This is a genomic window from Fontibacillus panacisegetis, from assembly GCF_900102215.1.
Lineage (GTDB): Bacteria > Bacillota > Bacilli > Paenibacillales > Paenibacillaceae > Fontibacillus > Fontibacillus panacisegetis.
Genome location: NZ_FNBG01000009.1, coordinates 110,486 through 134,239, shown reverse-complemented (window position 1 = coordinate 134,239; position 23,754 = coordinate 110,486). Strand labels below are relative to the sequence as shown.

The following is a 23,754-nucleotide window of genomic DNA, read 5'->3' as shown; positions in this document are numbered from 1 at the left end:
AGGAATATTGATATGAGTACACAAACCATTCTTCCGGTAGAAGTGGATACACTCAAGAATACATCCGCGAACAATGGCGAACCGGCTTGGTTAACTGAGAGTCGTACGAAGGCTCTACAGCTTGCTGGGGAACTGGAATTACCGAAATTGGAGAAAATGAAACTTGATCGTTGGGATCTGGGCCATTTTGGAAATGTTCGTGAAGGACGTTCTGAAGTTTCGCAACAGGTTCCTGATAGTGTTAAATCTCTAGTAAATATGACTGAAGCAAGCAATTTGATCGTTCAACGCAACGGCGATATTGTATTTTCTCAGCTTTCTTCCGATCTGGCATCTAAAGGAGTTATTTTTACTGACCTTGAAACTGCAGCTCGTGAGCATGGGGATTTAGTAAAACAATATTTGCACACGGCAGTTAAAGCCGATGAAAACCAGCTTACAGCACTTCATGCAGCGTTGTGGAACGGCGGGGTATTCCTGTATGTTCCTAAAAATGTGGAAGTGGAAATCCCGCTGCAAAGTATTTTCCTGCTGGATGATACAAAAACGACCTTCGCTCCACATATTGTGATCGTTGCGGAAGCTAACAGTGCAGTAACTTACGTCGACAATTACATTTCCGGCGATTATAGCGATAAAATTGTACACAATGGTGTAGCTGAAGTATTTGTTAAAGCTGGCGCCAAAGTGCGTTTTGCTACCGTGCATAATTTCAATGTTAATACGACTGATTTAATCTATCGTCGTTCTGTCGTTGATAATGACGGCAGCATTGAATGGATCGTAGGCGAAATGAATGCTGGCGATTCTGTCAGCGAAACGTTGTCCATTCTTCAAGGTAACGGATCGTTGTCCGATGCGAAGGTCATTGCAGTCGGTTCTGGCGCACAGAAGCTGAATTATACAACCAAGGCGGTTCATTTTGGCAAGAGCTCTGAAAGTCAAATGATCACGCGTGCGGTTATGCGTGAACAGGCAACAGCGATCATTAACGGAATTACCAAGATCGAGAAGGGTGCAACAAAAGCAAACGGTGAACAGACTGAAAAAGTTCTCATGCTTAGCCCGAAAGCTCGTGGGGATGCGAATCCGATTCTGTTGATTGACGAAGACGACGTTAAAGCAGGTCATGCTGCTTCCGTAGGTCAAGTTAATCCGGAACAAATCTACTATTTGATGTCACGCGGTATTACACGTGAACAGGCAGAACGTCTCGTTATTTACGGATTCCTTGCACCAGTTGTCTCAGACATCCCGCTTGAACAGTTGCAGGAGCAATTGCAAGGACTGGTTGAAAGGAAGTTAGGACAATGAACGCGGAACTGATTAAGGAACAGTTTCCTATATTGAATCAGGAGATAAATGGGCATCCACTAGTTTATCTCGATAGTGCGGCTACAGCGCAGAAACCTCGTGCTGTTCTGGATGCCCTCAAGCACTATTATGAATTCGATAACGCAAATGTTCATCGCGGTGTTCATACCCTTGGCAGCCGGGCAACGGATGCTTATGAAGGGGCACGCGAGAAAGTAGCTAAGTTCATTGGGGCGGCGCATACGAAGGAAGTTATTTTTACTCGTGGAACGACGACAGCTCTTAATCTGGTAGCTTCATCCTACGGACCTTCAGCGGTTAAGAGCGGGGATGAAATTGTTATTACTCCTATGGAGCACCACAGTAATCTTATTCCTTGGCAGCAGCTTGCGCTTAGAACCGGGGCGACATTAAAATATATTCCACTTCAACCAGATGGAAGTATTGCTCTGGATGAAGTAGAGAAGATTATTACTGACAAGACCAGGATTGTAGCTACTGCATATGTTTCCAACGTACTTGGCGTTGTAAATCCGGTTAAGGAAATAGCTGCAATTGCTCATAAACATGGTGCCGTCATGGTGGTGGATGGTGCTCAAAGTACTCCGCATATGAAGGTAGATGTACAGAGTCTGGATTGTGATTTTTATGCATTTTCTGGTCATAAAATGTGCGGACCTACCGGAATTGGTGTACTATATGGCAAGAAGCATCTGCTCGAAGCTATGGAACCGATCGAATTCGGTGGAGAGATGATCGACGACGTTGGTCTTCATGAATCAACGTGGAAAGAGTTGCCGTGGAAATTTGAAGGAGGCACACCGATCATTGCCGGTGCAGTAGGATTAGCTGCTGCTATCGATTTTTTGCAAGAAATCGGTTTGGATGAAATTCATCGTCACGAGACGAAGCTGGCTGCTTATGCAATTGGCCGCTTGTCTGAAATTGAAGGAATTACGATTTACGGCCCACGGGAACGTGAGGTTGGACTAGTGACCTTTAATTTGGACGACGTTCATCCACATGATGTGGCGACAGTACTGGATGCATCTGGTATTGCAATACGGGCTGGTCATCATTGCTGTCAGCCGCTGATGCGTTGGCTTGAAGCGAGCGCAACGGCCAGAGCAAGTCTCTACATCTATAACACGGAACAGGATATCGACCGTCTTGCGGAAGCTTTAATCCAAACAAAGGAGTATTTCGCGTGATGCAACTTGACGATTTATACCGCCGCGTAATTATGGATCATTATAAGAATCCCCGAAACAAGGGAAAGTTTGAAGACGGGGGAGTCACAGTGGATCTCAACAATCCTACCTGTGGTGACCGCATCTCGCTGCAGCTCAAAATTGAGGACGGCATAGTTAAAGACGCTCGGTTTTCGGGTGAAGGCTGCTCCATCAGCATGTCTTCCGCATCGATGATGACAGAGGCCGTTAAAGGCCGAACATATGAAGAAGCTTTGGATATGGCTAATCGTTTTTCCTTGCTGATGCAGGGTGAGTCTGTTGATTTTGATGATTATGATTATGAAGATATTGAGGCTTTATCTGGTGTTTGCAAATTCCCGGCTCGAATTAAGTGTGCGACACTTGCTTGGAATGCCTTGAAAAAGGGAATTGACGAAGAATAACAAGAAGTGTATTTCATCAGATAATAACTAAGAGGAGGTAATGCAGCCATGGCAAAAAAAGCGCCTGAAATGGAAGATTATAAATATGGCTTCCGGGATGAACACAAGGCGGTTTTTCAGACGGGTAAAGGTTTGACCCGCGAAATCGTTACTGAAATTTCCCGTATCAAAAATGAACCGGAATGGATGCTTAACTTCCGATTGAAATCCCTGGACCAATTCGAGAAAATGCCATTGCCACGTTGGGGCGGTGATCTCGATGAGCTTGATTTTAACGATATTCAATATTATGTAAGACCATCTGAGAAACAAGGTAAAACTTGGGAAGAGGTTCCTGCAGAAATTAAGGAAACCTTTGATAAGTTGGGTATTCCAGAAGCGGAACAGAAGTTCCTCGCTGGTGTATCAGCGCAGTATGAATCCGAAGTTGTATATCATAGTATGCAAAAAGATCTTGAAGCACAGGGCGTTATTTTTATGGATACAGATAGTGCCCTTCGCGAGCATCCGGAAATTTTCCGCGAATATTTCGGTACGGTAATTCCTCCAGCCGATAACAAATTCGCCGCTCTTAACAGTGCTGTTTGGTCCGGCGGCAGCTTCATTTATGTACCTAAAGGTGTAAAATGTGAAGTTCCACTGCAAGCTTACTTCCGGATTAACTCGGAAAATATGGGTCAATTTGAACGTACACTCATCATTGCTGACGAAGATAGCTTCGTGCACTATGTTGAAGGCTGTACGGCTCCAATTTACAGCACGAACTCGCTGCATAGCGCTGTAGTAGAAATTATTTGTAAAAAGAACGCTCGTGTTCGTTACACTACAATTCAGAACTGGGCGCCAAACATCTACAACCTCGTTACCAAACGTGCGGTTGCAGAAGAGAATGCGACTATGGAATGGGTTGATGGAAACATTGGCTCCAAGCTGACAATGAAATATCCAGCCGTTGTACTGAAAGGTCGCGGAGCAAAGGGCAGCGTGTTGTCCATCGCCGTTGCAGGTAAAGGTCAGCATCAGGATGCAGGTGCGAAGATGATTCACTTGGCTCCTGACACAACTTCCACAATTGTCTCCAAGTCTATCAGTAAACACGGCGGTAAAGTAACTTATCGCGGACTTGCTTCCTTTGGACGCCAAGCGGAAGGTGCTAAATCCAACATTAAGTGCGATACGCTCATTCTCGATAATGAATCTACTTCAGATACAATTCCGTACAATGAAATCATGAACGACAATATCGTTCTTGAGCATGAAGCGACTGTATCGAAAGTGTCCGAAGAGCAATTGTTCTACCTGATGAGCCGTGGCCTTACCGAGGCTGAAGCAACTCAAATGATCGTTATGGGCTTTATCGAGCCGTTTACAAAGGAGCTTCCAATGGAGTACGCCGTTGAGATGAACCGTTTGATCAAGTTCGAAATGGAAGGCAGTATAGGTTAATAATCAATAAACCTTGCTGTAACAAGGATTTTTGGTGGTTAAGATATCCGTTGATAATCATTCGTGCCGATTTCGTGCCGACTCTGATTAATGTAGGCGAAACAGTTAAATCTTTCTTTTGGTGTAGGAGGCGAACTTTTTAAGTTCGTCTTCTTCAATTTTTTGTGTAATGTCCAGATAAGTACCTGCTGTTGTTTTCCGAGTATTTAGGTTTTCCATTCTTATCAACCTTATCAACATAGGATTGAATCCAGTTTTTGATATCAGTGCGACGTATTTTCATTATTCGTTTGTTCTCAAAGCCAGGCTTAATATGAAGTCTAACAATGGTTTCGGTTTGTCTGTAAGTGGGGTTCTTTAGTTCGCGTTTCTTATGCAGTAACCATTCGTCAAATTCTTCTCCGTCCCTGGATACGCGAGCCTGCCAGTTACCACTTTTCAACCTTCTGAAAGTTGCCATTAATCTCACTGGAGCCTATGCCCCGCTGTTAACTCTCAAGGACATATCCCAAGCTCTGAAAAAGTACGGATTTGATTACATTGACAGGTCAAATATAATCAATCGGGCACGGATATGAAAATAGGGAGCATGAAGTTACTTGCGATGTTTGTGAGTTCGCGTCCTTAGTGCCAGTAAGACACATGATATGCAGCAAAGAGGTTATTTAACTAAATAAAAAACAAGCATTTTTTAAAAAAATGCTTGTAATACAAGTTTACAAATCCAAACTGCAAGTAATACCCAAATTAATATAAAGAGAATGCCAACAAACCAATTTTTAGGTTTACCGTTCTTTTTTATCTCTTCAGCTTTTTCTCTATTATCTTCTATGATATGAGACGGAATTAACTTTAAGGCTAATGAGATACCAATAGGAACAATGATCAAATCATCTAGATATCCTAGAACTGGTATGAAATCTGGAATTAAATCGATTGGGCTGAATGCATAAGCCACAACACAAATTGCCACAACTTTTGCATACCAAGGCGTTCTATTGTCTCTATAGGAAAGATAAAGGACGAACAAATTTTGTTTTAATTTTCTAGCATAACTCTTAAGTTTAGATAAATTACTTTTACTCATTTCAACCCCCTATATAAGCACATTATAAAGTAAAAAAGGGGTAAGAGAAATAAAAGTATAGTGTCACAGTACGAAAAAAGAGCGAAGGAGGAAAAGTGGTGTCAAATAGACAGGGGCGTTATAACAAACTTGAGGTCGAGCGCAGCGGATTGCCAGTGTACATTCCCCGTTCCAGTCGCTTGACAAGCAAGCCATACCGTTTCGCGGTGTTGATGTCTAAATCTCGTTGTCAACGCTTTGATCTTCCGGTTAATCGGGGTGAATCTCCCGCAGCGTTTTTGTATGCTGCTAATGCTGGAACAGGAACCAATGACCTGACTCATCGTTATTATCCACTTTTTGATCGCACGGAAGCTATGGCCGATGACGAATCGGCAAGGCTGTATCCTCACGAAATCATGCAACCGGACTAAAGCAAAGAGGGTGAAGCATTTGGATTACGTCGCAGAATTAACCGCCTTCACTGATTGGCTTGAAATAAACCCATTGGAACCAACCACACAAACTTTGTGGTTTCACCTTATGGCGATTGCAAATAAGAATGGTTGTCCAGAGTGGTTTACAGTAGCCAATCCCCTGTTACAGGCGAAGGTAGGAGTCACGGAAAACACCCTGATCAAACATCGTAATTATCTCGTCCAAAAGGGGCGAATTGAATATAAGTCACAGGGTAAGCAAAAAGCAGGAAAATACAAAATCATTTATTTCACCTCAATTAATGAGGTAAAACCAGTGGTAAATATAAAATAAGACCACCAAGGAATAACATCCTTAGTGGTCTTGTTAATATTCAGAATAGGAATAATTCTCTACACTCGACCAATTTGCTCTAACGTGATTTTTGCCACGACAGACTGCGCTGTCTCATCATCGTAACATTCGATTATAACAATCGTATGGCTACTTTCGACAATTACTTTAGAACCGTGCACAGTAATTTCCAGCATCATTTCCACCTCCATTTATTTGAATGGCTTTCGTGGTAAACGATACTGTGAGCTTTTTCCATTTGAATGAGCAGAGACTATTGTATATAATACAAACATAAGTTCGTATTATTGAGGTGATGAAATGCTTAATGATTTGGAAAGAAAGTTGCTAAGAGTCTTGTATAACTTCAGCACTCAAAAGCGGAGAATGCCTTTTAAACCAGAGTTAGAAAGACTGACTGGGCGAAGGTACGCTGATATTCAGGCTATTCGGGGAATTTGATTATAGAGAAGTAACAGGGGTTGTAACAGCAGTGCAGACCTATCGCAACGAGGTAAAAGTGTCAACTGAGGAAAATGACTGGGAATGGGTTAGGATTATGGATATAGTAACCGCTATATAATAAAGAAGAACACTCGATTTAATCGGTGGTCTTTGTCTATGTTACCCTACTACCCCATATATGATTGTTAGTTCATTAAAGATTTTTTTAGCTTTATTTTTTTTACCGTCTGCGAATGAAATAATTAGAGATATAAGTACACAGACACTAGCTAATTTCTTCATAAATCACCTCAAGAATGTTTTCTCTAGTCTACCAAAAGTAGGGAATTGATTCTATAGAAATATACCATCGAAAATCACAGGCGTTTGGGATTATGAAATATACGAAAAATATTAACATGAAAAACGTGTCTGCAGCGACTTTGATGTAGTATGCTCAAGCCGCTCAGGCACGTTTTTTTGTATTCAATAAAATAAACGACAAAAACTCCACTAGCTAAAGGCTAATGGAGTTGATTTATATATCTATTCTATGAAGTTTATTTCATTGCAAATTGAATAATTCTAGTAACATGCGAGATTTCAGAAAGTAGAACCCATACCGCGCCTTCAACTGTTCTGACCTGTACTTTATCTGGATCGGTTCCCCATTTAGGCAATCCTACAACCATTTCGCCATTCTCCAGTGTGATGACCACGTCATGCCGCAAGGTTACAGCCATTTTGAGCTCGTGCAATTTATCCATAAAAATACCTCCCTTATAATTATTTCTATTTATATTTATTATCGATATATTCCACTAAAATTGTTAATAGTTTCTTAAAAAATATTAATAATTTTTACATATCATTCTCTAGATCGTCATCTCCTCGGTCTCTGGCCCAGTTTCATAACCAGTCGTACGCCTGTGCCCGATATTGTCCAAATAATCTAAACTAAGTCCAGTGGTCAAAGTGTGGGCACATACATAAGTGGTACTATCAAAAAACTGCACAACTGAAAAGAAAATCGATGGAGGGTGTAGAAATGACATGGTTAACAAAATGGTCTTTTAAGAACAAAGCGGCGGTGGGATTAATTGTCGTTATGGCGTTGGTATTCGGATGGATAAGTTATCGTTCGTTACCGATGGAATTTATGCCTGAGGCGGATAACCCGCTGGTGACTGTTACTGTAATTGGTCCTGGTCAAAATGCCAAATCAATGGAGGAATATGTAACCAGGCCGATTGAGAAAGCGGTCGCTACTGTAAAAGGGAAGAAGGAAATTCTCTCTACCTCGGGGGATGGATATGCGAAGGTAGATGTTTACTTCCAGTCAAAAACAAATATGAAGGATGCTACGGAGGAGGTTAGTCAAGCCATTGATCCTATTCAATACCCTAAGGGTGTGATGGAACCATTTGTTCTTCAACTGAACACCTCAATGATACCGATCTCAAATGTAGCGATTTCATTCAAGGATGGACTGACTGAAGAAAATATCAAGCTTGCTGAAGAGTTATTTGTTCCTGAGCTTCAAGGTTTAGAAGGAGTCTCAAATGTCCAGCTATATGGACGCCCGAATTCACAGATAAGTATTAATGCAGATTCAAATAAGCTGCTTCAACAGGGTATAACATTCCCACAATTAATGGGTTTGCTCCAAGGCCATAATGTATCTGCGTCTATAGGGGAGCAGACGATTGATGGTCAGTCTGGAAACATAAATGTATTATCTTCAGTGAATAGCTTAGATGTTCTGAAGAAATTGCCTTTATCGGATAGCGCTTTACTGGGGGATATTGGCTCCATAACATTGGAACGTGATTTTGAGAGCATTAGCAGGGCTAATGGACAAGAAATGCTGCTTGCGATGATTACCAAGGAAGCTCATGCTAACGCGGTTGATGTAGGGAAAAAAGTGCAGGAGAAGCTGGATGAATTAAATGCTCAATATGAAAATGCACAAATTTCCGTTATTATCAATACCTCGGAGATGGTTGTCACCTCAATTAATAGTATGCTGCGCGAGGTGCTGCTAGGAGCATTGTTTGCTACACTCGTTATTCTATTATTTTTGCGGAATTTTAGAGCAACACTGATTACTGTGATTTCAATCCCGTTGTCACTAGCTGTGACTCTCTATTTATTGAACATTTCTGGCGTTAGTTTAAACATCATTACACTTGGCGGTGTTGCTGTTGCCGTAGGCCGACTTGTTGACGATAGCATCGTTGTTATCGAAAATATATATAGAAGAACAGCGAAGGAACCTTTGTCTAGTGGGCTTGTCATACAAGCTACGAAGGAAGTCGCAATGGCGATTACTTCATCGACTATTACGACAGTGGCTGTCTTTTTACCGATGGGTCTGTTAAGAGGATCATTACAAGATTTTCTTCTGCCATTCGCATTAACGATCACATATTCCTTGATAACCTCATTAGTTGTAGCATTAACTGTCGTTCCTTTATTAAGCAGTTGGTTGTTAAAAAATTCATATATGAAAGAAAGTGCTCCATCGAGACATTTTACTGGATTTCTGAATTGGAATCTTAGCCACAAGTGGGTTACGTTAACTATTGCATTCGTTATATTTATGTCTTCTATTGGAGCCTATATCTACATGCCTAAGGGAGCAATGGATGCGTCGGATGCAGGTTATGTATCTGTTCAATTGAAGTATCCAAACGATGTTCCGGTTCAGGAAGTACAAGAGAAAGGACGTCAGCTTGAGCAGGATCTAATGTCTCAGGAGCAATCGCAATTGGTAGTGCTTCAATCCGGTAACAGTGCGGAAGGGGCGAAGTGGGGAAATGTAATGTCATCTACCATGATCGACTTAATCGTTGTCGTGAAGGAGGGAGCAGATGCGCAGAAGCTTATTGATTACGTCCGATCACAACAAAATGAATATGAAGGGGCCACTTTAACAGCTAATGTGATGAGCGTCATGATGGGGTCTTCTTCCACGACGGAATACATCGATATCGTCGGAGATGATCCAGATGCCATCCGTGAGGTTGCCAAGGAAGTTAGTGATAAGCTCTCTGAGCTAAGCGGCATTGAAAAAATTAGCAACAGTAACGAAGATACAAAACCTGTTTTTACTTTCAATATAGATCCAACAAAGGGAAATGCCGAAGAAATCACCTCGCAGCTAGGTGTTATGCTAAATCCGATACCTCTAGGTCAGATCAAAGTGGATGGAACGGAAACGAGTGTTATTCTAGAACCTATGCTTAAGCCTGTTAAGAAGGAGGATTTAGAAGGAATCCAGCTTATGACAGCCTCGGGGCCAGTTAGTATGAAGGACCTTGCTCAATTCGAGGTCACAAATGAGCCATCCATGCTCTATCATAAAGATGGACAAAATTATTTGAGAATTACTGCAGAGATTAATCCGAAAAGAGTATCTGAAATTGGTGAAAATATTAAAGATGCGACTGCAAGCATTAAGCTGCCTGAGGGTGTTCAATTGTTTGCTGGTGGAGCATCAGTTGATCAGGGTGATGATTTTAATGCACTGGGCATGACAGCAATGGTGTCCATTGGTTTGGTTTATCTGATTATGGTGTTAACCTTCCGAACTCTTCGCGCACCGCTTGCGATCATGTTCTCATTGCCATTAGCAGCCATTGGAGCTGTAGTCGGTCTGCTTGTATCAGGTGTAACTCCGGATTTTACCGCGATGTTTGGAGCATTAATGCTAATTGGTATCGTCGTAACAAATGCGATTGTACTTATTGATCGTATTAAACACAATGAAGAGCAGATGACGATACGTGAAGCGATTCTTGAAGCGGCTTCTACCCGCATGCGTCCTATTCTGATGACGGCTATCGCAACGATTTGTGCCATGATTCCTCTCGTTATAGGTCATTCTGAACAAGGCAGTATCGTATCGCAAAGTCTGGCGATTGTTGTTATTGGTGGTTTAACGGCTGCTACCGTTTTGACTCTGGTTGTAGTTCCAGTTATTTACGAGTTGCTATATTATCGTAAATCAGCGAATCAGCGCAAGGGGCTTATTGCGAAAACTGAAGTAGTAACTGAAATAGAAGCCTGAGTAGATGCAGCTTAAAGAACGTAAAAAGAAGTAAAAAAGAAGGTTGGGCAAGGATGTTTCCTTGTTCAACCTTCTTTGTATTGTTAAATTTGAAATTAATTTATAAAAATATCTCCGAGATGATGATATCACGCTCTTTAGACAAGTCGATAAACTTGGAGTTGGTTTGAACGAGAGGACGAAAAAAGTCAGTCTGATTCGTCATGACTATAGAGCCTGACTCACCGTTACTTAGGGTAACCTTCTTGCCGATAAAATTTGGAAGTAAATGCTTGATGAGCAATTGAGTAGGTTCTGCACTCAATTTACCGAAGCTGAGACTATTAAGCTCTCTAAGTACAGTAAGGAACTCCTGCTTGGATTGATATACCCGATTAGATGTCATAGCTGTGTACACATCAGCAACTGCTGTGATTTTGGCATAGGGGTGGATTTCTTTCTCAGATAGACCGTGCGGATAACCGCTGCCGTCTTCACGTTCATGATGCTGCAAGGCGATAAGTGCAAGCAGTTCGTCTCCGGTAGATTTCAGGATGATATCATGTCCGTATTCGGTATGACGCTTCACCTGCTCAAATTCTTCAGGAGTCAGTTTACCTGGTTTAGTGAGTATCTCTTGAGGAACCTTGCTTTTGCCTATATCAATCAAGTATCCTGCTTTACCTATAATATAAGCCTCATCCTTTGGATAACCAAGCCAAGTGGCGATATAATAAGAGAGCATGCCGACCTGCATGGAGTGATTGTATGTATAATTGTCTTTGTCATTTAATACTAACAGAAGGGAAATAACGTCCTTTTGACCAACTAATTGATTGACGATGGGTTCCAATACTTTATCGACTTGTGAATTGTCAAAGGAACCTGTGGATAGCGCTTCTAGAAACATTAATTCAAAGCCGTCAATAGCCTTGTCAAAGGAAGGTTTAACATGAAGGACCTGATCCGACAGCATCATCGGTGAAGTAAAGCTGTTATCTACTTCTGTCACTACCGTAGGTTGCGGCAGAATATCTATGTAGTCAATTCCGTGCTGCAGCAGCTTAACAATAGATTCGTTAGTTAATTCCTTTTCTTTGTCGAGGATGAGTACCCCTGAATGATTAAAAACATCGGTACGAAGACGATCACCTGGATTAAGATCCATAATGTGTACTTTCAAGGACGTAACACCCCATTATTATGCATTTTTCTTAATAATAGCAAGGATTTTATTGAATGACAATGAGTTTTGTAGTGCTGAAATGCTAGTTTTGAAAAGGATTTCAAAGCTGTGGAGGGCCTTGGTCCTAATCCAAGATAGTCCCCCTGTTTGTAGTATATTGGTATGCTTTAGAAACCATTATCATCTATGATAAGAGAAGACAATGAGTAAATTTAAGGTATATAATAATTGTAATAACCTATATATATTCACATATATCGTATTGTTTGCTCATTACAATTTTATTTAGACAACGAGGAGGCCCGGGTCATGACGCAGGAAACGTGCCAGGATACATTAACGATCGTGTATACCAACGATCTGCACAGCCACTTTAGTACCATGGGACGTATTGCCTCAATGGTAGAAGAATATAGGGCCCAACCGGATTCATCAGTACTTCTTCTTGATATAGGGGATCATATGGATCGTGCTGCTCCGGAGACGGAAGGAACGATAGGACAAGCGAATGTTGACGTAATTAACATAACTGGTTATGATGCGATAACGATCGGCAATAATGAAGGATTAACATTTACACCGGATATGCTGAGAGATGTGTATACAGGGCTCTTGTGTCCAGTTGTCTGCGGCAATATTCGGGAAAAAGATTCAGGTGAACCGCCGGATTGGATGAAAAATGATATTGTGCTGAAGGGTGGACCTTTTACAATCGGACTAATTGGAGCAACAGCCTCCTATCCGGATTTTTATAGACTACTGGGGCTTGAGGCACTCGATCCTAGAGTAACCATTGCTGATTCAGTGAAACAACTGCGCAAGCAGGTGGATTTGATTGTTGTAATGTCTCATCTTGGACTTCCACTTGATCGTGAGCTTGCCGAGAGCATCCCGGGGATTGATTTAATTATCGGGGGACATACACATCATCTGCTGGAAGAACCATTGACTGTAGGCAATACAATGATCACTGCAGCTGGGAAGTTTGGACGACATTTGGGGAAAATAACGATAGGCCGAGATATGCATAATGGGAAGCCAACCGTTTTAGAAGCTATATGCCTTCCTGTTGAAAAGGGCTTGGAGAATGTGAGCGTAATGAATGCCATTACTATACATCGTGAAGCAGGGAGACAACGTCTGCAACGAACAGTGGCGGTTACGGAACGTGAATTACCCATTCACTATGAGTCGGAGTCACCATTTGGCAATTTACTGGCTCAGGCCGTCAGAAGATTTACTGAAAGTGAATTGTCAATCGTGAACAGTGGTCAGCTTCTTGGCAGCTTGCCTGCTGGAGAGATTAGCGCTGGAATGCTTCATGAAAGATGTCCTTCACCAATTAATCCATGCCGTATGGGACTCAGGGGTGAGGATATTCTATATTCTCTTGAGCAATCACTGCTTCCTGAGATGTTCTCCAAAGAAATATTCGGTTATGGTTTTCGTGGAAAAGTGCTAGGTGGTCTTTGCGTGGATGGTATGGAAATTATGTATGATGTAAAAAAACCTCCATTTCAACGAATCCTGCAAGCGAGTGTTCAAGGAGTGCCAATCGACATGAATAAGACTTACACTGTAGGTACGCTCGATATGTTTACATTTGGAATCGGATATGAACGGCTGAAGCTGGGATCTGATCTTAAGTATATGCTGCCAGATTTTTTGCGAGATTTGCTCCGAATAGAGCTTCAGACAGCTGGCGCAGTAGATCAATGCTTTAAATCGCGGTGGCTGGAGCAATGAGTACAAGATAAAGTGGAATGCTGAGTTCAAACAGTGTATTCTAAAAAAGAAAAAAGTTATTATTAGAGACGGAAGTGGATTTTTTGCGCTTACTACCGATAGGTTCTTTGGAGCCTGGAATGAAATTGGGAAAAAAGATTTATAATGAAGAAGGAGTAGTTCTATTATCTGAAAATGCTGAATTAAGCGATGCGATAATTAGAAGACTGAAGCTACACGGCCTGGATTTCGTATACATTGCTGATCCCCGGACAGACGATATCCAAGTGCATGAGATGATTGAAGATGAGACACGCCGCCGTGCTTTAATTGATATCCGCACCAATTTTCGAAAGATGACAGACTCTGCTATTAAGGGGAGTGTGTATCCTTTTATTGGCAAATCATTCTCGAAGCTGGTTGAGATGATCGTCGATGATCTTAGCTCTCGTGAAGATGTGATGATCATGATGATGAATATGAATAGTATGGATCAGTATTTGTACCGTCATTCACTTAATGTGTGCATTTATACGGTTTTTCTGGGGCAGGTATACGGATATAGCAAGGAAGATCTGACAGAGCTTGGTATAGGTGCGATACTTCACGATATCGGAAAGACCAAGATTCCGCTGGAAGTTCTGAACAAGTCCACCCAATTAACTGATGATGAATTTACTCAAATCAAAACACATGCTGAAATCGGGTTTAAGCTGTTAAAGGATGAACCTGGTATAACGATGAAGGCAGCCCACTGTGCATATCAACATCATGAACGATTGAATGGTAGCGGTTATCCGCGCAATTTGGTCGGTAATCAGATTCATGAATTTGCTCGTTGGATTGCGATTACAGATACTTATGACGCGCTCACTACTCACCGGGTGTATCGATCAGCAATGCTGCCTCATCAGGCGATGGAAATCATTTATGGCGGCTGTGGTGATCTCTATGAAAAAGGAATGCTGGAGCTGTTCCGTGACCATGTAGCTATTTACCCGCTTGGAATGGGGGTTACACTTAGCACTGGCGAGAAGGGTGTAGTTTCGAAAATTCATTCTGATATTCCACAACGTCCGGTTGTTCGGGTCTTGGCCGACCCAATGGGTGTAGATATCAAGTCACCGTATGAAGTAGATTTGAAGCATCAATTATCGGTAGTTATTACTGAAGTAGTATCGATTAATAATAATGCCGAGAAATCGACGGATCTTAACATGTTTGAATGAACTTAAAAGTCTCACAGTTAAGAAGAAGTCTGCACCTTAGGGTGCGCTTTCTTCTTTTTTAGGTTAATGAGTTAATAATAGATAAAGTTAAAGATAAGGTGATTTGTAAATGATGAAAATAATGAATGATATTACGGAGATGCTGCCAAAACTAAGCCCAAGCAATGATCCCTGGGATCCGATAGTGTCTTTGCGCGAATTTGGGCAACATACACTTACAAGTGTTGAAATGACCGTTACGAACCTCTGTAATATGCGTTGTGAGCATTGTGCGGTTGGAGATAGTCTCGTACTTATAGAGCCTGAACAAATCCCGTTGTCTCTGATGCTGAAATCTCTGGATGAAGTTGAGCATTTAAGAACAATTAGTATCACCGGGGGAGAGCCAACATTCCGTAAGCAGACGGTTGATGAGAAAATGATCCCGCTGCTTAAATATGCTAAATCAAGAGGGATTCGTTCGCAAATCAACTCCAATTTAACATTGGATTACGAACGATATGAGAAGCTGCTTCCCTATCTGGACGTTATGCATATCTCGTTCAACTATACGAGTGGACGTGATTTTCACGAAGTGGGATTTGCGCGCAGCGGACACGCGGTCAAACCGGAAGTGGCTTACAGAATGTATGATACTATGATTGAAAATACGCGCAGACTCAGCGAGGCTGGCATGTTCATTTCAGCGGAATCGATGATAAATTACCGCACTCATCTCAAGCTGCCGGAAATTCATCGCATGATTGTAGAAATGGGATGCCGTCGTCATGAGGTGCATCCGATGTATGCTGCGGATTTTGCGGAAGGTTTGCCTGTATTGGCATTAGAGGATATGCGCCGAGCGATTCATTCCTTGCTAGATGCCCGTGATCCCAATCTGTGGATGCTGTTTGGGACGCTTCCATTTTTTGCTTGCAATCTAAATGAGGAGGATATTGCATTGCTTCGCCGATTACATGGGGAGCCTAACGTTACAGTGCGTAATGATCCCGATGGAAGAAATCGGGTTAACGTCAATATGTTCACCGGCGACGTATATGTCACGGATTTTGCAGCGATTCCTGCATTTGGAAATGTGAAAAATGATCGGCTTGACGATATTTTTGCTAAATGGTTGACAGAACATCCAATGAATCAAAAGGTAAATTGTCATTGTGACGCTGTAGGCTGCTGTGGTCCAAATCTGCTTGTTGCTGATATGTACTACAAAGACATCGATTTTAAATCTCGCCAAGCGATCACATTATAGAGAAAAGAGGCGTTCAATATGCCATATGCTGCAGCAGTGGTAAATGGTCATGCTGATTTTGAAGTTGGAAAATTGTTTATAAATTTGTTCATCGTATTTATTCTTGTGTTATTAAATGGATTTTTCGTGGCTGCGGAGTTTTCCCTGGTAAAGGTACGGCAGTCCCGATTGACTCAGTTGGTAAGCGAAGGAAATCGTCGTGCCAATTACGCGCTTAAAGTAAATAAAAAACTGGACACCTATTTATCTGCTACACAATTAGGGATTACGTTAGCATCACTTGGACTTGGTTGGGTTGGGGAGCCGGCAGTTTCTGAGCTTCTAATTGAACCCTTGATGTTCAAAATAGGGATTACGGATGCCACACTTGTCTCTACGGTTTCTGTTGCCGTCGGATTTGCGATTATTACTTTTTTACATATCGTAATCGGCGAGTTAGCTCCAAAATCATTAGCGATTCAAAAATCAGAGCAGGCTTCTCTGTGGCTCTCTGCTCCACTGCTGTATTTTTACAAGTTATTTCTGCCAGTCATTTGGCTGCTTAATGCTTCTGCTAACGCGATGCTTCGTCTGATTGGCATTGAGCCTGCAGGTGAAGGGGAAGCAGCACATTCAGAGGAAGAAATTCGTATTTTGATGAATCAAAGTGCACGGAGCGGGGTTATCGATAAAGATGAAATGAAGCTGATGGATAACATTTTCGATTTCTCGGATATGCTTGCTCGTGAGGTCATGCTGCCTCGAACAGATATGGATTGTTTGTTTACGAATTTATCTTTTGAAGAGAATATGAAAATTGTTACTGATACAAAACATTCCCGGTATCCTGTAGCTGTTGAGGATAAGGACCAAATTATCGGATTTGTGCATATTACGGATATTTTGCTACCGGATCATGATGAGCCGCTTGATTTAGCTGAGATTGTAAGACCGATTTTAAATGTACCGGAGTCGATGGAAGTAAGCCATGTACTTCGTTTGATGCAAAAGAAGCACTCTCAGCTAACATTGGTTGTTGATGAATATGGCGGAACGGCAGGACTCCTGACAGTTGAGGCTATTGTTGAGGAAATTGTTGGTGATTTGCATGATGAGTTCGAAGATGAGCGTCCTGAGGTAGAGAAGCTAGGCGATGGGATTTATTCCGTTGACGGAAGAATGCTAATCGAGGAAATTAACGACCTGATTGGTATTGAAATTATCGATAATGAGGTCGATTCTATAGGCGGCTGGCTTTTTAAAGAATTAGAAGGATCACCTGCCAAAGGAAAGAAACAGCAGTTTGATGGAGTTACTTTTGAAGTTGCTGAGTCAGGTCGTCTGCGGATAACGAGGGTTAAAATTACTAAGGAGAAATCTAAGAGCGTTGGGATTGAGCAGCGATAGTACTGAATATTAGTTGAAGTTGGCTTGCATGGGCTGGGGCAGTGAAGGTGAGGGTTATGGTGATGGTGGCAGTGGCAGTGGGTGAGTAACCTGCTGTCTTTTTTATTTGTTGATATGGGTTAAGAGGGGGAAATTGCAAAAGTGCAAAAGTGCAGGAATTTTTTATCATGAGGTCAGAAGTGGGTGAAATGCCTGCGAAAGTGCAGGAATTCCACAGAATTATACATAAAACGGTCCCTTAACGAAGAAATAGATGCACATTTGCAGCAATTTTACTCTTCACATTGATCTTGGAGAAAAAGGATGTACTTTTGCAGCAATTTAGCATTACGGTCGTCGGATTATAAAAAATACAGGATTTTCGAAATTTCGTGGGTTCAGAATTTGGGCGAATGTCATATGTTAATTGTGAAGTGTAAAACCTGATGAGATTTAGGCAGTACACAAACAAAGGAGGAACTTACTTTGAACTTCCCGCAAGAGCAAACCTATACCCCTTTTGTTGGACCATGCGATCCGTGCCCGCCTATACTTTGCAAAAGATACAGCACTCCGCCACAATTATTTATCTGCTTCCAACCACCTAATCTTCCGCAGTTTAGTCCACAAGAGGCTTTGAGATGTGGTACATTATGGCCGGCTCTGTACAGTCCTTACGAATCGAGATGGGGAAAAGGACGGTGATGAAATGACATCAGTAAAACAACCGCATTGTGATCCTCAATTTTATGAAATGCTGGAGAAGCTCCAGGCGCTTGATTTTGTACTTGTAGAGCTTAATTTGTATTTAGATACCCATCCTGATGACTTGGCAGCGATCCAGCAGTTTAATCAGCTAACCCAGGAAAGAACTCAGTTGGCGAACCATTTTCAGCAGCTATATGGTCCCTTGCAAAACTTTGGACGCTCCTTCTCCAAATATCCTTGGGAGTGGACGAAGGTCCCGTGGCCTTGGCAGGTCTAAATTGCCTGTCTGTCTTTAATTTGTCTGCAAGTCTAAAGGAGGGAACAACTAAACAATGTGGGTCTATGAGAAAAAGCTGCAATATCCAGTTCGGGTAGGAAAATGTGATATCGGCATGGCAAAGCTGCTGCTGGAGCAATATGGTGGTGCTGACGGCGAACTCGCTGCCGCTCTGCGCTATATGAACCAAAGATACACCATTCCTGATAAAGTAATTGGTTTACTTACGGACATTTCAACGGAAGAATTTGCCCATTTGGAAATGATTGCTACGATGGTGTTTAAGCTCACCAAGGATGCGACAGTGGAAGAATTGAAGGCATGCGGATTGGCGCCACATTATGTTGCACACGATAGTGCTCTTTTCTATGAGAATGCCTCAGGCGTACCATTTACCGCAGCATACATTCAGGCAAAAGGTGATCCAATCGCGGATCTCTATGAGGACATTGCCGCTGAGGAGAAAGCGCGGGCTACATACCAGTGGCTCATCGACATGACCGATGACGTTGATCTGCAGGACAGCTTGAAATTCCTGCGTGAGCGGGAGATTATCCACTCATTACGGTTCCGGGAGGCGGTGGAGATTTTGAAGGGGGAGCAGGGGCAGAAGAGGGTTTTTTGAGTGAGTGAAGTCTCACTTTGAAGCGAAAGCAAAATCAACCATTAAGCAGACGATGCGAAATGGTTGATTTTTTTCATTATTCCATGAAGCAAAATCATCGTTTCAGCTAAATTTGTCCCAAATTTCCTAAGGAATAAGGCCAACGCTTGTTTAGGAATTGCTCTTTTGAATCAGCTTGACGATATTAGGATCTGGCACGGTGTAGCCATTAGGCAGATGGGGGATAATTTCCTTCCAGATTTCAAGATCCTTATCATTAAAAAGACTTTCATTCGAGTAAGGATATACTGATTTTATTGAAGAGTCATTGTCTGGGCTTTTGTTAGCTTTCATGAAGCCTCCCTCTCTTTTGTTTAGAGTTATTTGTTTATAGATAGAATTAACGAGAATGAGCATATTGTCGACTGACCATGTGTCGAGTGCCCACTTCTGACCTGCATTGCCGATCTTAATCCGTAATTCTTCATTATCCATTAGCAGTTTTATGTTGGAATAGATGGACTCGGAAGAGGCTTTTTTTGCAATTAATCCCGTTTTTTCATGTTCGACCATTTCAGGCATCCCACCGGCATCCGTAACAATAACGGGTTTTCCTGACATTTGGGCTTCCATGACAACAAAGGGCTGATTATCCTGAATGCTTGATAAAACTATGATATCTGACTGTTGGAGCCAATACTGGACATCTGTCCTTGCGCCAACAAACTTTAAATGCTTTTCCAGGCCTAAATTTTTGGATAGTAATTCAAGCTCTTCTCTCAGAGTACCGTCTCCAACAAAATAACATATCCAGTCGTTACGATCATTTTTTAATAAGGATAATGCTTCCATTAAGTACTTATGGCCTTTAACCGGAACTAGTCTGGCAACGCAGCTGATTATTTTAAGCTCCGGGGAGAGTGGTTCGAGAGGTTCAAGAGTGTCATTTGTTTTGGTTGTGTAACGATCCGTTTTGATGCCGTATGGGACATGTATTAGTTGTGCAGGTGGAATCTTCACATCATTTAAATAAATATCTCTAAGCCATTTGCTCGGTAGCAATGTTAATTGGCTGCTGGTTAATCCGCTATATTCAATAAATTGATTGTAAATCCAAGGCAAAGTTCCTTTACCGCTATCGGGATGATCCAGATAGTATTCGTTAGTAAACCATCCATGAATAGTGGATATTAAGGGAACATGCTGGGGTTTAACACGGGACAGAGCCGCAGAGGAGATCACATCCTGCACATGAATGATATGATATTCATCAAGTTTTAGGGAGGAGCATGCGGCTTCAAAGCTATATTTTTCTGCTTCCATTTCAATAATCCAGGGGTTCATTTGTGGGAACAAATTTGTGTAATAGCTTTGAATGTAAGTATATATTTGCTTATAAAGGGGTGCCTTATCAATTCGCAGTTCCTGTTTACCCAATAAATAGTAGTATTCAAATGAGGGATGATGAGCAAAAATATCAACTTCATTGCCTGTTTTCTCTAATTCAGATTTCAAAATATGGATATACGTATTGATGCCGCCTGTGTGGGGAAACGTCCAAAATGTGCATAATAATATTTTCATATGGATCACCTAAGTCTCAGGGCTTAACATCTGACAAAGATAGTAGATGTCAACAATTTTTTTGGTTGTCAAAGAGGAAGAAAATTTGGTTGCAGCCGTTTGTTTAGCTTGCTCTATGATTGCTCTTTGCAGTTTTTTGTTGCTTAGTAATAACTTAATATTAGCTAACAAATCTTCTGAGTTTTCGGATTCAAATAACAGCCCTGTCTTCCGATGGGTAACAAGTTCTGTAATTCCGCCTGTTCTTGGAGCAATTACAGGAACCTCAGCTAATTGAGCCTCCAGAATTGAGTAACAGAAGGTTTCTTGAATACTGGATAGGAGAAAGATATCCGCTTGTTGGAGAAGGACAGGAACATCATTTCTAAAGCCAAGAAATTGAACCTGATTGAATATATTTAGCTGTTTGCATTGTTCCTGTAATTCACCTTTGAGGGGGCCGTCTCCAATTAACCATAGATCCCAGTCTTGTCTAATCGTATTTAATTGGGCCAAGGCATTAAGCAAATAAGAGATTCCTTTCTCAAAAGTAAGCCGGGCAACACATGCAAAAATAATTTTATGAGGAGAACGATCCATTTTTTTAACATGAAGCATTTGTTCGAAATAGTGTGGGATGTCGATTCCGTTAGGGATAACCACAAGTTTCTCGGAGGGAACATGGAAATTGTGCATTAAATAATTTTTGAGCCAATAGGAAGGAACGATCGTCTTATCACTGCTGGAAGCCCCAAGAAACTCTAACAGAAGAGCATATCTGTGGAATGCAGGATTTTTCTCGGAAAAAAAGCTGGTCGTATGTTTCCATTCAAAAGCCAGTGATGCGTGAATAGTAGCGATTAGTGGGATGTTTTTAGGCTTAATACGAGAAAAACAATATGTCGAAATAATATCTTGTGCGTGAATAACATCGTAATTTTGCAGATTAAATGAAACTGCAGCAGCTTCGTACTTATACCGCTCTACTTCTTGATTCAGAATCCACAGCGGAGTTTGCGGGCTTGAATAGGATAGCTCTCGCAGGACATGTGGCTCTATAATTCTATGCAGGCTCTCCTTGTCAATTTCGGCTTCTCTATTAATCAATTTATAATTTTGAGTGTTAACACTACGGGCAAAAATGTCTACTGTATGTCCTAACTGCTCGAGGCTTCTTTTTAATTGAAACATATATGTCCATAGCCCGCCGATCTGAGGCAGTTCAAAAAAAGAGGCTAATAATATGTTCAACCTATTTCACCTTCAATCTAATTATGAATTTTACATGATTATGATTGTATAGTATTCATTCCGGCAGGTTGTGGATTAGGCGAGTTGAATTAATCATACAATGAGTCTTGGTTACCGTACCAAGGCTCTTTTTGTACTCCTCAGGCTTTAAAAGCCAATTGAGAATCAAAAATGAAAACGCAGACATGTTATTTATGTGTTATATAATATAACATTAAATATGGCGCAATTGTTAATAAGCTGGAAATTAGCGCGTTTTTCATGACATATTAGTTGACGCAAACTCCAGTCGAAATTATGATTAAGATAAATTTTACAATATATTCTAATTGATCAACGAAATCTTACACAGAGGAAAGGAGAGAAGCCAATGGAAGCCTTGACCGAAGCCGCCTGTCATTCCTTGAATACGGATATTACTCGTCATCCTTGCTACAGCGAGGAAGCACATCGTTATTTTGCACGTATGCACGTCCCGGTGGCTCCGGCATGCAACATTCAGTGTCATTACTGCAACCGTAAATTCGATTGTGTCAATGAAAGCAGGCCAGGCGTGGTGAGCGAATTGCTGACTCCGGATGATGCGATTCGCAAGGTTACGGGGGTTGCCGCACAGCTTATGCAATTGTCAGTAGTTGGTATAGCCGGTCCTGGAGACCCTTTAGCCAATGCTGACAAAACGTTCGAAACGTTTGGCGGTCTGAGGAGCGTGGTGCCTGATGTAACTTTTTGCTTAAGTACAAATGGTCTGACGCTTAATAAACACATTGATGAAATTGTCGAGCTCGGAATTGCTCATGTAACCATCACGATTAATGCGGTAAATCCGGATATTGGAAGCCAGATTTACGGATGGGTCTATGACGAGGATGAGGATCGGAAGTATGAAGGCAGGGATGCTGCAGAGCTGCTGATTTCAAGGCAATTGGAGGGGTTAAAGGCATTAACAGAAAGAGGGGTGTTAGTTAAGGTAAACTCGGTGCTGATTCCGGGGGTAAATGACGAGCACATGTCAGAGGTTTCTCGAACAGTGCGAAGTCACGGGGCGTTTATGCATAATATAATGCCGCTGATTATTGCGCCAGGAAGCCGTTACGAGGAAGAAGGGCGTGAGGCTCCGAGCCCAAGGATGCTGCACAAAATCCAGAAGGATTGTGCAGGAGAAGGAAGCAAGATCATGAGGCATTGCCGGCAATGCCGGGCTGATGCGATAGGCTTGCTGGGAGAGGATCGAAGCGCGGATTTTACCTGGGAGAATCTCGCTTTTGCACCACCGCTTGACTTGGAGGCCAGGGAACATTTCCAGTCTGCTTTGGAGGAAAAGGTAAAGAGGCTGGCTGAAGTCAAGGAGGCAAAAATGAGTGCGGGCGAAAAGGTGAATTCGGGTGGGTGCTTCTGTCCTGTCGCAGGAAGAGAAGGAGAAAAAGAAACTACTGTAAGCCAATTGCTTCGAGTGGCTGTAGCCACCCGGGGTGAAGGAAAGGTAAACCTGCATTTTGGGCATGCCAAGGAATTTATGGTGTATGAAAGTGATGGGGAAAAGGTAACATTTCTCGGAATACGCAAAGTGCAGGCCTACTGCCACGGCAGGGCAAGCTGCAACAGTGACAAGGAACAGACGATACGGGAGATCATTAAAGATTTACAGGATTGCAGCGTATTGTTCTCTTCCGGCATTGGCAAGGCCCCTGAGGCTGGACTTAAAGCAGCTGGAATTATCCCGATCGTCAAGAAAGGTAATATTGAAGAGCTTATTTTGGAATATGCCAAGTATCAGCGGTATATGCAGCAACCACAGGTGTCCGGCGGCAGCAAGCCGCTTGCAAGCTTCTGAATCAGAGGGTGTAAAGTGAAAAAATGAACATACTG

22 protein-coding genes are annotated in these 23,754 nt (G+C 42.0%); 15 read left to right on the top strand and 7 right to left on the bottom strand.

The features are described 5' to 3' along the window. Nucleotides 1-12 precede the first annotated feature (12 nt). The 4 genes from sufD to sufB are packed head-to-tail and all read left to right on the top strand — an operon-like array spanning nt 13 to nt 4,396. Complete coding sequence (sufD, locus tag BLS49_RS10040) at nt 13-1,314, top strand: Fe-S cluster assembly protein SufD (RefSeq protein ID WP_091229194.1); 1,302 nt, start codon at nt 13-15, stop codon at nt 1,312-1,314. Beyond that, nucleotides 1,311-2,525, top strand: coding sequence for a cysteine desulfurase (locus BLS49_RS10035; protein WP_091229192.1), 1,215 nt, complete (start codon nt 1,311-1,313; stop codon nt 2,523-2,525). Before sufD ends, BLS49_RS10035 begins: the two co-directional genes overlap by 4 nt. After that, on the top strand, nt 2,525-2,950 hold the full coding sequence (sufU, locus tag BLS49_RS10030) for a Fe-S cluster assembly sulfur transfer protein SufU (protein ID WP_091229189.1): 426 nt from the start codon (nt 2,525-2,527) through the stop codon (nt 2,948-2,950). Before BLS49_RS10035 ends, sufU begins: the two co-directional genes overlap by 1 nt. 48 nt (nt 2,951-2,998) lie before the next feature. Next, nucleotides 2,999-4,396 carry a Fe-S cluster assembly protein SufB gene (sufB, locus tag BLS49_RS10025; RefSeq protein WP_091229186.1) on the top strand — a complete coding sequence of 466 codons (1,398 nt, stop codon included), beginning with the start codon at nt 2,999-3,001 and terminating at the stop codon, nt 4,394-4,396. A gap of 154 nt (nt 4,397-4,550) precedes the next feature. Here sufB and BLS49_RS10020 read toward each other — a convergent pair whose 3' ends face one another. Both BLS49_RS10020 and BLS49_RS10015 read right to left on the bottom strand, forming a co-directional pair. Further along, the gene (locus BLS49_RS10020) at nt 4,551-4,838 is read right to left on the bottom strand and encodes an N-terminal phage integrase SAM-like domain-containing protein (RefSeq protein WP_245742326.1); all 288 of its coding nucleotides are present in this window, start codon (nt 4,836-4,838) and stop codon (nt 4,551-4,553) included. Nucleotides 4,839-5,087: 249 nt separating this feature from the next. After that, nucleotides 5,088-5,483, bottom strand: coding sequence for a YkvA family protein (locus BLS49_RS10015; RefSeq protein WP_091229180.1), 396 nt, complete (start codon nt 5,481-5,483; stop codon nt 5,088-5,090). Between the two features lie 98 nt (nt 5,484-5,581). On the opposite strand from BLS49_RS10015, the gene BLS49_RS10010 reads away from it, so the two are divergent. Together BLS49_RS10010 and BLS49_RS10005 are read left to right on the top strand one after the other, a co-directional pair. Then, entirely contained in the window at nt 5,582-5,896 is a 315-nt protein-coding gene (locus BLS49_RS10010) for a hypothetical protein (protein WP_091229177.1), read from the top strand. A gap of 19 nt (nt 5,897-5,915) precedes the next feature. Further along, on the top strand, nt 5,916-6,233 hold the full coding sequence (locus BLS49_RS10005) for a helix-turn-helix domain-containing protein (RefSeq protein ID WP_091229174.1): 318 nt from the start codon (nt 5,916-5,918) through the stop codon (nt 6,231-6,233). A gap of 59 nt (nt 6,234-6,292) precedes the next feature. Here the strand turns inward: BLS49_RS10005 and BLS49_RS24785 are convergent, their stop codons facing one another. Together BLS49_RS24785 and BLS49_RS10000 are read right to left on the bottom strand one after the other, a co-directional pair. After that, entirely contained in the window at nt 6,293-6,433 is a 141-nt protein-coding gene (locus BLS49_RS24785) for a hypothetical protein (RefSeq protein WP_175471362.1), read from the bottom strand. A gap of 804 nt (nt 6,434-7,237) precedes the next feature. Further along, complete coding sequence (locus BLS49_RS10000) at nt 7,238-7,444, bottom strand: hypothetical protein (RefSeq protein ID WP_245742325.1); 207 nt, start codon at nt 7,442-7,444, stop codon at nt 7,238-7,240. A gap of 281 nt (nt 7,445-7,725) precedes the next feature. Between BLS49_RS10000 and BLS49_RS09995 the strand changes: the two genes are divergently transcribed. Next, the gene (locus tag BLS49_RS09995; protein WP_091229172.1) at nt 7,726-10,749 is read left to right on the top strand and encodes an efflux RND transporter permease subunit; all 3,024 of its coding nucleotides are present in this window, start codon (nt 7,726-7,728) and stop codon (nt 10,747-10,749) included. A gap of 100 nt (nt 10,750-10,849) precedes the next feature. Here BLS49_RS09995 and BLS49_RS09990 read toward each other — a convergent pair whose 3' ends face one another. After that, nucleotides 10,850-11,911: an HD-GYP domain-containing protein gene (locus BLS49_RS09990; protein ID WP_091229170.1), complete on the bottom strand. Its 1,062-nt coding sequence runs from the start codon at nt 11,909-11,911 to the stop codon at nt 10,850-10,852. A 312-nt stretch (nt 11,912-12,223) separates the two neighbouring features. Between BLS49_RS09990 and BLS49_RS09985 the strand changes: the two genes are divergently transcribed. From BLS49_RS09985 to BLS49_RS09955, 7 genes are all read left to right on the top strand, one after another. Next, the gene (locus BLS49_RS09985; protein WP_091229168.1) at nt 12,224-13,660 is read left to right on the top strand and encodes a bifunctional metallophosphatase/5'-nucleotidase; all 1,437 of its coding nucleotides are present in this window, start codon (nt 12,224-12,226) and stop codon (nt 13,658-13,660) included. 119 nt (nt 13,661-13,779) lie between these two features. After that, nucleotides 13,780-14,868, top strand: coding sequence for an HD-GYP domain-containing protein (locus BLS49_RS09980; RefSeq protein ID WP_342707189.1), 1,089 nt, complete (start codon nt 13,780-13,782; stop codon nt 14,866-14,868). Nucleotides 14,869-14,980: 112 nt separating this feature from the next. After that, complete coding sequence (gene yfkAB / locus BLS49_RS09975) at nt 14,981-16,117, top strand: radical SAM/CxCxxxxC motif protein YfkAB (protein ID WP_091229288.1); 1,137 nt, start codon at nt 14,981-14,983, stop codon at nt 16,115-16,117. 18 nt (nt 16,118-16,135) lie between these two features. Next, the gene (locus BLS49_RS09970) at nt 16,136-17,503 is read left to right on the top strand and encodes a hemolysin family protein (RefSeq protein ID WP_091229163.1); all 1,368 of its coding nucleotides are present in this window, start codon (nt 16,136-16,138) and stop codon (nt 17,501-17,503) included. 465 nt (nt 17,504-17,968) lie between these two features. Then, nucleotides 17,969-18,187, top strand: a complete 219-nt coding sequence (locus BLS49_RS09965; RefSeq protein WP_091229157.1) for a spore coat associated protein CotJA — start codon at nt 17,969-17,971, stop codon at nt 18,185-18,187. Then, nucleotides 18,126-18,467 (top strand): spore coat protein CotJB, encoded by a 342-nt coding sequence (locus BLS49_RS09960; RefSeq protein WP_281243726.1) that lies wholly within the window; start codon nt 18,126-18,128, stop codon nt 18,465-18,467. The genes BLS49_RS09965 and BLS49_RS09960 overlap by 62 nt, the downstream gene beginning before the upstream one ends. 55 nt (nt 18,468-18,522) lie before the next feature. After that, nucleotides 18,523-19,092, top strand: a complete 570-nt coding sequence (locus BLS49_RS09955) for a manganese catalase family protein (RefSeq protein ID WP_091229151.1) — start codon at nt 18,523-18,525, stop codon at nt 19,090-19,092. Between the two features lie 150 nt (nt 19,093-19,242). Here the strand turns inward: BLS49_RS09955 and BLS49_RS09950 are convergent, their stop codons facing one another. Together BLS49_RS09950 and BLS49_RS09945 are read right to left on the bottom strand one after the other, a co-directional pair. Beyond that, nucleotides 19,243-20,655 (bottom strand): glycosyltransferase family 4 protein, encoded by a 1,413-nt coding sequence (locus BLS49_RS09950; protein WP_091229149.1) that lies wholly within the window; start codon nt 20,653-20,655, stop codon nt 19,243-19,245. Nucleotides 20,656-20,664: 9 nt separating this feature from the next. Continuing rightward, nucleotides 20,665-21,885, bottom strand: coding sequence for a glycosyltransferase family 4 protein (locus tag BLS49_RS09945; protein ID WP_091229146.1), 1,221 nt, complete (start codon nt 21,883-21,885; stop codon nt 20,665-20,667). 370 nt (nt 21,886-22,255) lie between these two features. Between BLS49_RS09945 and nifB the strand changes: the two genes are divergently transcribed. Continuing rightward, entirely contained in the window at nt 22,256-23,719 is a 1,464-nt protein-coding gene (gene nifB, locus BLS49_RS09940; RefSeq protein ID WP_091229144.1) for a nitrogenase cofactor biosynthesis protein NifB, read from the top strand. Nucleotides 23,720-23,754 lie beyond the last annotated feature (35 nt).

Coding starts and splice junctions, on each gene's coding strand:
- BLS49_RS10035 (WP_091229192.1), top strand. CDS start 1,311: ATGAACGCGGAACTGATTAAGGAACAGTTTCCTATATTGAATCAGGAG.
- BLS49_RS09955 (WP_091229151.1), top strand. CDS start 18,523: ATGTGGGTCTATGAGAAAAAGCTGCAATATCCAGTTCGGGTAGGAAAA.
- sufB (WP_091229186.1), top strand. CDS start 2,999: ATGGCAAAAAAAGCGCCTGAAATGGAAGATTATAAATATGGCTTCCGG.
- BLS49_RS09950 (WP_091229149.1), bottom strand. CDS start 20,655: ATGAAAATATTATTATGCACATTTTGGACGTTTCCCCACACAGGCGGC.
- sufU (WP_091229189.1), top strand. CDS start 2,525: ATGCAACTTGACGATTTATACCGCCGCGTAATTATGGATCATTATAAG.
- BLS49_RS09970 (WP_091229163.1), top strand. CDS start 16,136: ATGCCATATGCTGCAGCAGTGGTAAATGGTCATGCTGATTTTGAAGTT.
- BLS49_RS10000 (WP_245742325.1), bottom strand. CDS start 7,444: ATGGATAAATTGCACGAGCTCAAAATGGCTGTAACCTTGCGGCATGAC.
- nifB (WP_091229144.1), top strand. CDS start 22,256: ATGGAAGCCTTGACCGAAGCCGCCTGTCATTCCTTGAATACGGATATT.
- sufD (WP_091229194.1), top strand. CDS start 13: ATGAGTACACAAACCATTCTTCCGGTAGAAGTGGATACACTCAAGAAT.
- BLS49_RS09985 (WP_091229168.1), top strand. CDS start 12,224: ATGACGCAGGAAACGTGCCAGGATACATTAACGATCGTGTATACCAAC.
- BLS49_RS10015 (WP_091229180.1), bottom strand. CDS start 5,483: ATGAGTAAAAGTAATTTATCTAAACTTAAGAGTTATGCTAGAAAATTA.
- BLS49_RS24785 (WP_175471362.1), bottom strand. CDS start 6,433: ATGATGCTGGAAATTACTGTGCACGGTTCTAAAGTAATTGTCGAAAGT.
- BLS49_RS09980 (WP_342707189.1), top strand. CDS start 13,780: ATGAAATTGGGAAAAAAGATTTATAATGAAGAAGGAGTAGTTCTATTA.
- yfkAB (WP_091229288.1), top strand. CDS start 14,981: ATGAAAATAATGAATGATATTACGGAGATGCTGCCAAAACTAAGCCCA.
- BLS49_RS09995 (WP_091229172.1), top strand. CDS start 7,726: ATGACATGGTTAACAAAATGGTCTTTTAAGAACAAAGCGGCGGTGGGA.